The organism is Micrococcus flavus (genome assembly GCF_014204815.1).
Lineage (GTDB): Bacteria > Actinomycetota > Actinomycetes > Actinomycetales > Micrococcaceae > Micrococcus > Micrococcus flavus.
The window spans coordinates 652,171-664,797 of the sequence record NZ_JACHMC010000001.1 but is presented as its reverse complement, the minus strand read 5'-3'; the positions used below and the strand labels follow the sequence as shown (position 1 = coordinate 664,797).

Here is a 12,627-nt window from a genome sequence, read left to right as displayed (position 1 = left end):
AGACATGACCGAGACCTCGCACCCCGCCTCCCCCGCCCGCTATGTGATCGTCGGCGGCGTGGCCGGCGGCATGTCCACCGCCACGCGCCTGCGTCGGCTGGACGAGACCGCCGAGATCACCGTGGTCGAGCGCAGCGCCCACGTGTCCTTCGCCAACTGCGGCCTGCCCTACGACGTGGGCGGCGTGATCGAGGAGCGGTCCTCCCTGCTGCTGCAGACGCCCGAGTCGCTCGCGGCCCGCTTCGGGATCCGCGTGCTCGTGGACACCGAGGTCACCGGGATCGACGCCGCGGCCCGCACCGTCGCCCTCCGCACGGCGGCGGGCGCGGAGACGGAGCTCGGGTACGACCACCTCGTCCTCTCCCCCGGCGCCCGGCCCGTGTTCCCGCCCATCCCGGGCATCGAGCGCGCCCTGCCCCTGCGGGACGTGGAGGACACCGACCGGATGGCCGCCGCTGTGGCGGACGCGCGCACCGCCGTCGTGGTGGGCGGCGGGTTCATCGGCGTGGAGGCGGCCGAGAACCTCGTGCACCGCGGCCTGCAGGTGACCCTCGTGGAGGCGACCTCTCAGGTGATGGCGCCGCTGGACCCCGAGATGGCCGCGCCGGTGCACGAGCGGCTGCGCGAGCGCGGTGTGGACCTGCGGCTCGGCGCGGCCGGGCGCCCGCACCGGATCATCCACACCCACCCCGCCTCCCACGCCGGCTACTACCCCGGGGCGGCCACGATGGCGCTCAAGCTCCTCGTGGACCCGGAGACGGACGCGATCCTGGGCGCCCAGGGCGTCGGCGAGGAGGGCGTGGACAAGCGGATCGACGTGATCGCCACCGCGATCGCCGGCGGCCTCACCGCCTCCGACCTCGCCGACCTCGAGCTCGCCTACGCCCCGGCGTTCGGCTCCGCCAAGGACGCCGTGAACATGCTGGGCTACGTGGACCAGAACGTGGCCGGCGGCGTCAGCGAGACCGTGCAGTGACACGAGCTGGAGGACGCGCTCGCCGACGGGGCCTCCGTGGTGGACGTGCGCTCCCCCGGGGAGTTCGCGGCCGGGGCCATCCCGGGTGCGGTCAACATCCCCGTGGACGAGCTCCGCGACCGCCTCGCCGACGTCCCCGAGGGCGAGCTCGTGGTGCACTGCGCCGTGGGGCTGCGCGGGCACATCGCCGCCCGCATCCTCGCCGCGCACGGCCGCCGGGCCCGCAACCTCGACGGCGGTTACCGCACCTGGACGGCGGGCACCGCCTCGGGGGCCGCGCAGACGGCGTGACGCCGCCGCGTCAGGCGGCGAAGCGCACGAACGCCCGACCCGGGGACCGGCCGTCCCGGATCTCGCAGAACCCGGCGGCCTCGTAGAAGGCGCGCTGGCCGGGCTCGGCGTCCGTGATCAGCACGTGCTGGCGGACATGGACGTAGGGGGCGAACACGCGGCGCAGCAGCTCCGAGGCGATCCCCCGCCGCTGGTGCGCCGGGTCCACGAGCAGGTCCTGCAGGTACGCGATGGTGTGGCCGTCCGAGACCACCCGGGCCAGCCCCACCAGGACGTCGCCCGCCCACCCGGTCACCACACGGGAAGACCCGGCGACCCCCGCCGCGAGCGTCTCCATGTCCTGGGTGTAGGCGCTCCAGCCGACCGCGTCGTAGAGCCGGCGAAGGTCCTCGGCCGCCGGGACCTCACCCTCGCGGAAGGCGATATCCGGGGGCGTGAGCGGGGCGGCGTCGTCGGCGGCGGGAGTGCGGGCCGCCTGCCACTCGGCGCGCAGCAGGCCCAGGCGGACCGAGTCCCAGCGCCGCCCGTCCCAGGCGCGGGCCTCGGGGACGCGGGCGACGGACGTGTACCCCGCATGCTGGGCGCAGGCCACCATGCGCTCGTTGCCGGACCACGAGGTCAGGGTGATCAGGTGCGCATCGGTCTCCGCGAAGGTCGCGTCCGTCCACGCCGCCAGCGCACGGCGTCCGATCCCCCGCCCCCAGCGTGACGGGTCGAACAGCAAGATCCCCAGCTCCCACCAGCCTCCGCCGGCGGGGGCCTCCTCGTACCGGGTCACCAGACCCACGGAGGCGCCGTCCACGGCGACGATCCGCCGGTGCCGGTCCTCGACGTGTCGGGCGTGCGTGACGGCAAACGCAGACCGGTCCGGGACCGGCGTGTCCCCGGCGTGGAAGTACGGGGCGTCCCAGCGCTTCCACTCCGGGTCCGGCGTCCCGTGCAGCCAGCCCCAGAGGAACTCCTCGTCCTTGGCCGCCACGGGGCGCAGGTCGACGGCGGGCTCGGGCGAGACGGGGACGGTCTCCATCCGCTCACCCTACCCATGGGCGCGCCCCGGGGCAGCGGCGGGTCCGACCGGCCGGCGGGTCAGTCCGCCCGCCACCCCCGCACATCCGTGAGCGCCGAGCCGTCCCCCACGCTCGAGTCCGTGATGACGGAGACGGACCCGTCGGACTCCAGGCAGACCGCCGCCACCTGGTCCAGGCCGCCGACGCCCTGGAAGCGCACCGCCTGGCGGACCTCGTCCTCGGTGAGCCGCACCTCGGCGAGGGCGTCCGGGAGGAACTCGCCGTGACGCACCACGAGCGTGGGCTCGGAGCGCACCACGGAGGATGTCACGTGGCGTCGCGAGGTCAGCCAGGACACCAGGATCTGCAGCAGGAGCAGCAGGCCGAACCCGGCCACTCCGGAGAGCAGGGCCGTGTTGGAGGAGGTCACGGTGCTGGCCAGGACGGAGCCGAGGGCCACGGTGACGATCAGGTCGAAGGCGTTGAGCTTGGCGAGGGACCGCTTGCCGCTGACGCGCAGCAGGACCACCGCGGCCAGGTAGATGAGCGGGGTGACGATGAGGATGCGCATCAGGGCGTCGAGGGAGGGGACGAGCATCCCCCCAGTCTGCCGCCCGTGCGTGCGGCGCGTCGGCCCTCGGCCACGCCTCGCCTGGTTGACTGTCCCCCATGAACCACGCCGTCGCCCGGGTGCCGGTCGTCCGGGAGCCCCATGCCGTGCACCGGGCGTCCCCGCTGCGCCGCCTCTTCGAGCCCTTCTGGGTGATCCCCGCCCTCGTCACGATCGCCGCAGTGGCGCTCGGCTTCGTCCTGCCCCTGCTCGACGCCGCCCTCCACCACCAGATCGGGGTCGCCTTCCCGGGCGGCCCGGCCGGGGCGCGCAGCGTGCTGGGGACCATCGCGAGCGCCATGATCTCCGTGACCGGTCTGGTCTTCTCGATCACGATGGTCGTGATGCAGCTGGCCTCCAGCCAGTTCAGCCCGCGGATCCTGCAGGATTTCCTGTCCACCCGCATCACGCAGTGGACGCTCGGCGTCTTCGTGGCGTCGTTCGTGTACGCGCTCACGGTGCTCCGGGAGGTGCGCGGCGCGGCGGACGACGCCGAGGCGTTCGTGCCGCAGCTGTCCGTGTCCCTGGCCTATCTCCTGGTGCTCACAGCCTTCATCCTGTTCCCCGCGTTCATCCGCACGATCATGTCCCTCATCCAGGTCTCCCAGGTCGTCAGCCGGGTCGGGGACGCCACGTGCGCCGCTGTGGCGGAGTACTTCCCGGACGAGGACACGCTGCCCGAGCAGGCCGACTGGGAGCCCCGTGGCACCCCCTCCCTCGTCCGGGTGGGCGACCGCCACGGCCACGTCGTCGAGGTGGACGAGCAGCGCCTGACGACCCTGGCGCACGAGAAGGACCTGCACCTCGACCTCCTGCCCGCCCCGGGGGCGTTCCTGGCGCCCGGGACGCCGCTGGCCCGCGTGTGGGGCGAGGTCACCGACGACGTCCGCGACGCCGTCGAGGATGCAGTGGTGCTGGCCGCCGAGCGGCGGTCCACCCACGATCCGGGGTTCGGCGTCCGCCAGCTGGTGGACGTGGCGGAGCGGGCCCTGTCCCCCGGGATCAACGATCCGACGACGGCCACCCAGGTGGTCTTCGAGCTGCGCCGGGTGCTCGGCACGGCCGTGCGCCGCCACGACCGCCCGCGGCACGTCGCCGACGACGACGGCGTGGCCCGGCTGCGGATCCGCCCGGCGACCGTGGCCGAGCTGCTGACCCTGGGCGTGGAGGAGATCGCGCACTACGGCGCGGGCGGCGTGCAGATCCCGCGCCGGCTCGCGACCCTCCTCGACGAGCTCGAGGACGTGACCCTGGACCGGCACCGCACCGCCCTGGAGCGGACGCGTGCCCTCGTGACCCGACGTCTGGAGGACGCCTGATGGACCTGCCCCCGATCACCCCGACCGCGGTCGGCGTCGGCCTGGCCGTCGCCGTCCTCGGCTATGCCCTGGGGCGCCTCGTGGGCTCCGGCGTGACCTGGGCGCTGACGCGGGGCGGCCGCAGCCCCAGCGCCGCCCGCGTGTTCGGCTCCCTCGTGGCGGGGGGCCTCACCGTCCTGGCCCTCGGCGCCGCCGTCACGGTGGTCTTCCCCAGCGTCAAGCCCGTGGACGTCTTCGGCGGGATCGGTGTCATCTCGATCGCGGCAGGCATCGCGTTCCAGACGGTGCTGGGCAACATGTTCGCCGGCATGGTGATCCTCGCCCGGGACCGCTTCCGGGTGGGCGACCAGATCGCCGTGGCCGACCACGCCGGCACCGTGGTGGAGATGGGCCTGTCCGCCACCGGCATCAAGACCTTCGACGGGCGCCTCGTGCTGCTGCCCAACCAGATCCTGCACTCGAACGCGGTCACCGTGCAGACCGGCTTCAACGCGGTGCGCTCGTCCGTGTCCCTGGACCTCGACGACGCCACGGACCTGGACCGCGCCCGCGCGGTGGCCGTGGAGACCATGGCGGCCCTGCCCTCGGTGCTCACGGACCCGGCGCCGCAGGCCCTGCTCACCTCGGTGGGCGTGACCACGGTGGAGCTCGAGCTGCGCTTCTGGTCCGGGGCGCGCCAGATGGAGACGCGCGAGGCCCAGGACGCCGTGATCGCCTCGGTGCTGCGGGCGTTCACCACCCAGGGCGTGCGCACCGGCAACGACGTGCGGATCGTGGACGCGGGGCCGGAGCTGCGCCGCGCCCTGGACCGTCTCACCGGGACCTCCGACCCCGGCCGCATCTCCCCCGCCCCTGCCACCCCCGACGAGGAGACCCCATGACGGACCAGGACACCCCCACTGCCGACCGCCCCGGGCCCGAGAGGACGCCCGACGGGCACCACATCATCGTGAACGGCCGCAAGTGGCGCGCCACGGACCCGCACATCCCCGAGGCCCTGCACGCGGAGCTGGTCAAGGAGCTCATGACGGCCCGGCGACTGGTGAAGAGCCGCGGCGACGGCGTCCGGTTCCGCGTCCAGGACGCCAAGGTGGCGCTCGGCGAGCGCGGGGACCCGTGGTGGGAGCCCACCGATCAGGGCCGGCGCGAGCGGCTCGCCGCCGCCATGCGCACCCTGCTGCGCCACCGCGGCGAGGGGACGACCATCTGCCCCTCGGACGCGGCTCGCGTGGTCGGCGGGGAGGACTGGCGGGACCTGATGCCCGTGGCCCGGGAGGTGGCGGGCGAGCTGGCGGCGGCCGACGTCGTCGTCGTGACGCAGAAGGGAGAGGCCGTGGACGTGGCCACGGCGCGCGGACCGGTGCGTCTGGCCCCCGGCGAGGCGCTCGGCCTCTGACGGCCGGGGGAGGACCCCGGCATACTGGCCGCATGGCAGAGCATCAGGATGTGATCGTCGTCGGAGCCGGCCTCGCCGGGCTGGTGGCCGCCCGCACCCTCGCCGAGCGCGGGCTGTCCGTGCTCGTGCTGGAGCGGGAGGCCGAGGTCGGCGGGCGGCAGCGCACCCGGACGGTGGACGGGTTCGTCCTGGACCGGGGCTTCCAGCTGATCAACCCCGCCTACCCGGACCTGCCGAAGCACGCGGACCTCGCGGCACTTGACCTCCAGCAGTTCCGGGCTGGCGTGCTCGTGCGGGGCACGGACGGGCTGGCCCTGCTCGCCGATCCGCGGCGCGAGCCCGCCGCCGTGGCCCGCATGCTGCGCACGACGCGCGGCACCGGCCTTCTCGAGCCCCGGACCCTCGCGGGACTGGCGCGGTGGGCGGGGCCCGCCCTCGTCGCCCCGGGGCGGACGAAGCACGGCGACGACGCGCCGCTCACCGCCGCGTGGGACGCGGCCGGCGTGACCGGGCCGCTGCGCCGGGCGGTGCTCGAGCCGTTCCTGCAGGGCGTGCTCGCGGACCCGCACCTGACCACCTCGCACCGCTTCGTCCAGCTGCTGGTGCGCATGTTCCTCCTGGGCACCCCGGGGGTGCCCGCCCGCGGCGTGCGGGCCCTGCCGGACCAGCTGGCGGCCCGCGCCGGCGCCGCGGGCGCCCGGGTGGAGCTCGGCGTCGCCGTGGACCGGGTGACGCCGGAGGGCACGGGCGTCCGCGTGGCCACCGCGGACGGGCGCGCGCTCACCGCGCGGGCCGCCGTGGTGGCCGTGGGACCCGAGGCGTTCGCCCCGGTCACGGGTCAGGCGGACGTGCCCTCGCGCGGCCTGACCACGTGGTGGTTCCGCGCCCCGAACGCGCCGGACGAGCGGTTCCTGGCGGTGGACGGCACCCGCTCCGGCCCGCTGGTGCACACGGCCGTGATGAGTGCGGTGGCGCCCGGCCTGTCCCCGGACGGGACCCCGCTGGTGCAGGCCACGGCCCTGCTGGACCCGGCCGCCGCCCGCGTCACGGATGAGGCCGCCCGCCTGCACGCGGCCCGCATCTGGGGTGTGGACGCCGCCGGGTGGGACCTGCTGGCGCGCGACGACGTCGCCCACGCCCTGCCCGTGCAGTCCGTCCCCCTGCAGCTGCGCCGGCCCGCCGGGGTGGCCCCGGGCGTCTACGCCGCCGGCGACCACCGGGACACCGCGTCCATCCAGGGCGCCGTGGTCTCCGGCGCGCGCGTGGCCGACGCGGTCGCGGAGGATCTGGGGGCACGGGGCTGACCCGTCGACCCGGCCGAGGCCGTGAACCTAGGCTGGCAGCGCCGCCGCCCGCATCCGGGCGCACGGGAACGAGAGGACCATGATGGCGAAGAAGTCCCATGTCAGCACCGAAGCCCACGAGATCCCGACGAGCGACCTCGTCCCGGACGAGCGCACCGGCGGCGACGTCCTCGTGGAGGTGATGCGGGACGCCGGCGTGGACGTGGCGTTCGGCGTGATCAGCATCCACAACCTCCCGCTGGTGGAGGCCGTGGACCGCGAGCTGCGGTTCGTGCCCGTGCGCCACGAGGCCGCCGCGATCAACGCCGCGGACGGCTACGCGCGCGCCACGGGCGGGGTCGGCGTCGCGCTGACCTCCACGGGCACGGGGGCGGGCAACGCGGCCGGCTCCATGCTCGAGGCGATGGCCGCCTCCAGCCGGGTCCTGCACATCACCGGCAACATCAATGCGGACCTGATCGGCGAGGGCAAGGGCGCCTACCACGAGGTCCCGCGCCAGATGCAGATGCTCGAGGCCGTCAGCGCCCACGCCCTGCGGGTGGAGACCCCTCGCCAGGCCCGCGCCGTGCTCACCGAGGCCGTGCAGCGGGCCGCCACCGCCCCCTCCGGACCGGTGAGCGTGGACTGGCCCATCGACCTGCAGTACCTGGCGAAGCCGGACGACCAGGACAGGGCGACCGAGCGGACCGAGACGCTGCGCACGGGCGCCCGCCGGGACATCGAGCGGGCCGCGGCGGCGCTGCGCGAGGCCCGCCGTCCCCTCATCTGGGCCGGCGGCGGCGCTCGCCAGGCCGGAGCGGACGTGGTGGCCCTCGCCGAGGCGTGGGGCGCCGGCGTGCTCACGGGCACCAACGGCCGGGGCACGGTCCCGGAGGACCACCCCCTGCTGATCGGCAACTTCCCCGCGGACGAGGCGGTGCTCCCTCTGTACGAGGAGGCGGACTGCCTCCTGACCATCGGCTCCCACCTGCGCGGCAACGAGACGCAGAACTTCGCCCTCCCGCTGCCGGAGCGGCACGTGCAGATCGACCTGGACGCCGAGGTGATCGGCAAGAACTTCCCCGTCACGGTGGGCCTCCAGGCGGACGCGCGCTCTGCCGTCGCCGGCCTCACGGAGGAGCTCGGGGAGACCGCCACCGAGGACGGCTGGGCGACGCGGGTGCGCCGGGCCGCCCACGCCGCGCGCGCGGCGCACCGGAAGGACATCGGCGCCTACGCGGGGATCTGCGACGCCATGCGCCGGCGCCTGCCCCGCCGTGCCGTCATCGTCCGGGACGTCACCGTGCCCGGCAGCTCGTGGGGCAACCGGCTCCTCGAGGTGTACGACGCGCGGGACAACGTCTTCGCCGCCGGCGGCGGCATCGGCCAGGGCCTGGCCATGGCGATCGGGGCCGGCGTCGGACGCCCCGAGGACCCGGTGCTGGCGATCGTGGGCGACGGCGGCCTGGCCGTCCATCAGGGCGAGCTCGCCGTGCTGGCGGCCGAAGCCCCGGACGTGGTCCTGGTGGTGTTCAACGACGGCGGCTACGGCGTGCTGCGCAACATCCAGAAGGCGCGGAAGGCGAAGAAGCGGGCCGTGGACCTGCTGACCCCGGACTTCTCGCTGCTGGCCGAGTCCGTGGGCCTGCGCCACACGAAGGTGGACGGTCCCACGGGCTTCGACAAGGCCCTGAAGAAGGCGCTCAAGCGGGGCGGGCCGTCCATGATCGAGGTGGACGTCCCGGCGCTGCGGCCCAGGCCCGCCATGATGGTCCCGCCGATCGAGGTCCCCTCCACCGAGGGCGGTGCCGCGTGAAGGCCCCGGTGATGGCCGCCGCCCTCGGCGGCATGGGTGTCCTGCACTTCGTGCGACCCGAGCCCTTCGACCAGCTCATCCCCCCGGCGCTGCCCGGCTCGGCCCGTGCGTGGACGTACGGATCCGGGGTGGCCGAACTCGCCGTGGCCGGTCTGCTGGCGGCACCGGCCACGCGGCAGGCCGGAGGCGCCGCGGCCGCCGCCCTGTTCGTGGGCGTGTGGCCCGGCAACATGTGGATGGCGTGGCGGTGGCGGCACCGCCCGGCGGCGAAGCAGGCCATCGCCTACGGGCGGCTGCCGCTGCAGATCCCCATGATCCGGTCCGCGGTGCGGATCGCGCGCGGGGAGGGCTGAGACGGAGGGCGGGGTGTGGGGCCGGCGGTGAGCCCGCCCCGCACCTCAGCGCCGGATCAGGCCTCCGTATCCGTATCGGCGGATGCATCCTCGACGGCGGCACCAGCGGCCCGGCGGGCGCGGATGCGCTCGGCGCGGGCCAGGGCACGCTCCTCGCCTGCGGTCTTGATGACTCGGCTGAACTGTCCGACACGCCGGGCTGCGGTCGATGCGGTGTCGTCTACGCCCGACTTCACATCCCCGGCGAGACCGCGAACCGCGCTCAGCCATGCCTTCCCCTCCACCTGGCCCAGATCGTCGAGATTGACGTCAGCATGGGCGGCGAAGGTCAGGACATGACCGGTGATCTCTTCAGACCCACGGGTGACAGCACGTGAGGACAACGGATTCGCAACGTAGCCGAAGTTGGTGAGTGTGCCGGCCCCGACGAGTGATTCGTTAATGCGTCGGAGCGCGTCCGTGATGCGGCCGAGGCGGTGGGACCGGGCCGCCACGAGGCCACGTCTATGTGCCTCCAGTTGGTCCGGGTGCTGCCCCTCCACACGCGCCAGTTCGAGAAGATGTTGACGGTCCTGGGTGGCAACCGCTCGCGCCAGAACACCCAGCCAGAACTGAACGCCCTCCGTCTCGCGGCGGACAACCTTAGCCAGCTCATCCACGTCGTCCTTGCACGCGATGATCTCGTCCGCCATCGCAGCGAGCTGGGCGACTGCCTCGGCCTGGATCTGCTGGAGCACCAGTGAGTTGGCCTGCACCTTGGACCACGTGACCTCGGACACGTGCCCGGTAGCGGACTGGACCGTCTCTGCCTCGTCGATGGCCAAGACCACCCCGCCGAGCAGTCCTGTGACCTCGAGCTTCCGCTGCCTCATCAGGCGGTCGAGCTTGTGGTCCATCTCTTTGAGGTAGTCCTGGATCTTCTCCAGCTGGTCCACGATCGACATCTGCGTTGTCAGGACGGCGCTCAGCACCATGAGGGTCGGATCGGGGGGAACGGCGACAAAGCCCACATGCTTGGCAATCTCCCCGCCTTTGCCGCCGGCGATGTCCTTGGCCCGCATGACTCCACTGGTGACGTTCCTCAGGTCGATTCCGTGCTCGCGCGCGAATGCCAGTGATTCATCGTCGGGTCGGAAGTAGATGCCCCGGTACTCGTCGCTTGTGAGTGCCAGACCAATGACACCGGCTGCAAGAGTCATTTTTCCCAGCAGGTCACGTGGGACAGGCCGCGCGGTTCGCGCGGCCTTGGAGTCGAACAACGCCATCGAGGCCGAAGGTCCCCACACCAACAGTCCATCATCGGACTGGAACACCTGAAGGTCAGACTTGTCTGTGGTCATGCTCACAGCGTATGACGGGCCGCGACCGCCGACCGTGTCCTTCTGAACAAGCAGCTCACCCCTCCAAGCCGGTCTCCCGCAGGGTGATGTTGATCCGCCCGGAGGCCAGCCCGCAGCCTTCCGGCGCGGTCCCCGGGTAGACCTTCGGCACCCCGTGATACGCGAGGCGGGAGGGGCCGCCGAAGACGAACAGGTCCCCCGAGGCCAGGTCGACGTCCTGCCAGGGCCGCGTGCGGGTACGGGTGTTCCCCAGCCGGAAGCGGCACGTGTCCCCGATGGACAGGGACACCACGGGCGTGCGGGACACCTCGTCCTTGTCCTGGTGCATGCCCATCCGCGCGTCGCCCTCGTAGAGGTTCACCAGGGCGGTGTCCGGGGTGTACGCCGCGGTGGCCGCCTCGTCCCCCGTGGCCGCCGCGAGCGCGGACCGGCCGAGGCGGACCATCCAGTCGGGCACGTCGAGGACGCGGTTGCCGTTCACGTCCACGGCCTCGCGGGAGTAGGCGTAGGGACGCCAGTGCCAGCCGAGGCACACGGTGCGCACGCTCATCTCGTGCGCGCCGATCCGCGCGGCCCGCAGCGGCACGGGCCCGGCCGTCCACTCGTGGAACCGGGCCACGATCCACCGCTGCTGCTCCAGGGTGAGGAACCCCGGGAGGTGGTGGGCGCCGTCGGGCAGGGCCACGGCGGGGCGGGCCAGGACGTCGTCGCCGAAGAGGGGCTCCATGGGCGTCCACGGTAGCGGGGCGGGCGGCCGGGGCCGTCCCGCATACTGACTGGCATGACCCCGCACACCGCCCCCACGCCCGACGCCGTCCCCGCCCCGCAGGAGAACGTGTGGCTCGCCGCGGTCCGGGCGGACCCGGAGCACCCCCGCCGGTACGCGCAGCGGTGGGATCGATTCGAGGAGATGGGCCGGGATCTCGACGGCGAGGCCCGCCTGGTGGACGCCCTCGCCGAGCGCGGCGCCCGCATCCTGGACGCCGGCTGCGGCACCGGCCGGGTCGGCGGCCGGCTGGCCGCGCTGGGCCACTCGGTGGCAGGCGTGGACCTGGACCCGCACCTGATCTCGGTGGCGCGCGAGCGGTTCCCGGCCCAGCGCTGGGAGGTGGGGAACCTGGCCGAGTTCACCCTCGCCGACCAGGACGGCACCCCCGAGGCGTTCGATCTGATCGTGTGCGCGGGCAACGTCCCCACGTTCCTCGCGGAGGCCGAGCGCCGACCGGCCCTGGAGCGGATGCGGGCGCACCTGGCCCCGGGCGGTCGGCTGGTCACCGGCTTCGGCGCCGGCCGCGGCTACCCGTTCGAGGACTTCGCCGCCGACGCCGAGGCCACCGGATGGCGCGTGGACGCCCGGTTCTCCACGTGGCAGCTGCACCCGCCGGCGGAGGACTTCCTGGTGGCGCTGCTCAGCCGCGCGGACGGCTGAGCCCGCGCTGCACCGCTCCCACGGCGCGCACCATCGCCCGGCGGGGCAGGGCGCGCGCGAGGACGGGAACGAACCGGTCGTCCGTGACGATCGACGGCGGCGGGTTCCGCCGCTCCAGTGTCGCAAACGCTGCGGCCACCACGCGCTCGGGCGTGGCGGCTCGTGGCCGTCGGGAGATGCCGTCCGGATCCGCGACGTCGAAGAACTCCGTGTCCGTGCTGGACGGGGACACGCACAGCACGCGCGGCCCGGTCGCCCGGTGCTCCTCCCACAGCGCCTCCGTGAAGCTCAGCACGAACGCCTTGGCCGCCGCGTACACGGCCATGCGCGGGGCGGGCTGGTACGCCAGCACGCTCGCCACGTTCACCAGGAACCCGCCGGACGCGGCGGTCAGGTCCGGCAGGAAGGCGTGGCTGAGGTCGACGACGGCGGCCACGTCCAGAGCGATCATCGCCTGCAGCCGGTCCGGATGCTGCTCCGTGAACAGCCCGGACGCGCCGAACCCGGCGTTGTTCACGAGGCCCGTCACACGCAGACCGCGGGCGGCGAGGTCGGTGTGGAGGGCGCGGCCGGCGTCGGGGGCGGCGAGGTCCCGGGCCACGGGGGTGACGGCGACCCCGTGGGCGGCCCGCAGGTCCGCGGCCAGGGCCCCCAAGCGGTCGGCGCGGCGGGCCACGAGCACCAGGTCGGCACCGCGGGCGGCCAGGGCCCGGGCGAAGGCCGCGCCGATGCCGGAACTCGCGCCGGTCACCACCACGATGGCGGTGGATAGGTCGAGGGGGTCGCCGCCCCCACGGCGGAGCGGCG

The 12,627-nt window shown here is 74.1% G+C and carries 14 protein-coding genes; 9 read left to right on the top strand and 5 right to left on the bottom strand.

The genetic code is table 11. The annotated features are described in order from the left end of the window. Positions 1-4 precede the first annotated feature (4 nt). Together BJ976_RS03245 and BJ976_RS12225 are read left to right on the top strand one after the other, a co-directional pair. A complete protein-coding gene (locus BJ976_RS03245) occupies positions 5-976 on the top strand; it encodes an FAD-dependent oxidoreductase (RefSeq protein ID WP_376698702.1) in 972 nt (323 codons plus the stop codon). A 6-nt stretch (positions 977-982) separates the two neighbouring features. Continuing rightward, the gene (locus BJ976_RS12225) at positions 983-1,267 is read left to right on the top strand and encodes a rhodanese-like domain-containing protein (protein ID WP_376698721.1); all 285 of its coding nucleotides are present in this window, start codon (positions 983-985) and stop codon (positions 1,265-1,267) included. A gap of 10 nt (positions 1,268-1,277) precedes the next feature. On the opposite strand, the gene BJ976_RS12220 is transcribed toward BJ976_RS12225, so the two are convergent. Next, entirely contained in the window at positions 1,278-2,294 is a 1,017-nt protein-coding gene (locus BJ976_RS12220) for a GNAT family N-acetyltransferase (protein WP_376698701.1), read from the bottom strand. Between the two features lie 59 nt (positions 2,295-2,353). Next, positions 2,354-2,872, bottom strand: coding sequence for a DUF421 domain-containing protein (locus BJ976_RS03235; RefSeq protein WP_135030666.1), 519 nt, complete (start codon positions 2,870-2,872; stop codon positions 2,354-2,356). Positions 2,873-2,943: 71 nt separating this feature from the next. Here BJ976_RS03235 and BJ976_RS03230 point away from each other — a divergent pair, with 71 nt between their 5' ends. The 6 genes from BJ976_RS03230 (at position 2,944) to BJ976_RS03205 (ending at position 9,051) form a co-directional block, all read left to right on the top strand. Then, complete coding sequence (locus BJ976_RS03230) at positions 2,944-4,203, top strand: DUF2254 domain-containing protein (protein ID WP_135030665.1); 1,260 nt, start codon at positions 2,944-2,946, stop codon at positions 4,201-4,203. Next, the gene (locus tag BJ976_RS03225; protein ID WP_135030664.1) at positions 4,203-5,084 is read left to right on the top strand and encodes a mechanosensitive ion channel family protein; all 882 of its coding nucleotides are present in this window, start codon (positions 4,203-4,205) and stop codon (positions 5,082-5,084) included. Before BJ976_RS03230 ends, BJ976_RS03225 begins: the two co-directional genes overlap by 1 nt. Beyond that, on the top strand, positions 5,081-5,599 hold the full coding sequence (locus tag BJ976_RS03220) for a DUF3253 domain-containing protein (protein ID WP_135030663.1): 519 nt from the start codon (positions 5,081-5,083) through the stop codon (positions 5,597-5,599). The genes BJ976_RS03225 and BJ976_RS03220 overlap by 4 nt, the downstream gene beginning before the upstream one ends. A 32-nt stretch (positions 5,600-5,631) precedes the next feature. Further along, positions 5,632-6,903, top strand: a complete 1,272-nt coding sequence (locus BJ976_RS03215; protein ID WP_135030662.1) for an NAD(P)/FAD-dependent oxidoreductase — start codon at positions 5,632-5,634, stop codon at positions 6,901-6,903. 79 nt (positions 6,904-6,982) lie between these two features. Next, positions 6,983-8,698 (top strand): thiamine pyrophosphate-binding protein, encoded by a 1,716-nt coding sequence (locus BJ976_RS03210; protein WP_229667395.1) that lies wholly within the window; start codon positions 6,983-6,985, stop codon positions 8,696-8,698. A gap of 11 nt (positions 8,699-8,709) precedes the next feature. Then, positions 8,710-9,051: a DoxX family protein gene (locus BJ976_RS03205; protein ID WP_135030679.1), complete on the top strand. Its 342-nt coding sequence runs from the start codon at positions 8,710-8,712 to the stop codon at positions 9,049-9,051. A gap of 56 nt (positions 9,052-9,107) precedes the next feature. Here the strand turns inward: BJ976_RS03205 and BJ976_RS03200 are convergent, their stop codons facing one another. Both BJ976_RS03200 and BJ976_RS03195 read right to left on the bottom strand, forming a co-directional pair. Further along, on the bottom strand, positions 9,108-10,391 hold the full coding sequence (locus tag BJ976_RS03200; RefSeq protein WP_135030661.1) for a hypothetical protein: 1,284 nt from the start codon (positions 10,389-10,391) through the stop codon (positions 9,108-9,110). Positions 10,392-10,446: 55 nt separating this feature from the next. Continuing rightward, entirely contained in the window at positions 10,447-11,118 is a 672-nt protein-coding gene (locus tag BJ976_RS03195; protein ID WP_135030660.1) for an alpha-ketoglutarate-dependent dioxygenase AlkB family protein, read from the bottom strand. A gap of 54 nt (positions 11,119-11,172) precedes the next feature. Here BJ976_RS03195 and BJ976_RS03190 point away from each other — a divergent pair, with 54 nt between their 5' ends. After that, positions 11,173-11,820, top strand: coding sequence for a class I SAM-dependent DNA methyltransferase (locus tag BJ976_RS03190; RefSeq protein WP_135030659.1), 648 nt, complete (start codon positions 11,173-11,175; stop codon positions 11,818-11,820). Here the strand turns inward: BJ976_RS03190 and BJ976_RS03185 are convergent. Then, positions 11,801-12,571 (bottom strand): SDR family NAD(P)-dependent oxidoreductase, encoded by a 771-nt coding sequence (locus BJ976_RS03185; RefSeq protein ID WP_221419393.1) that lies wholly within the window; start codon positions 12,569-12,571, stop codon positions 11,801-11,803. The two genes, BJ976_RS03190 and BJ976_RS03185, sit on opposite strands and share 20 nt — an antisense overlap. Between the last annotated feature and the right edge of the window lie 56 nt (positions 12,572-12,627).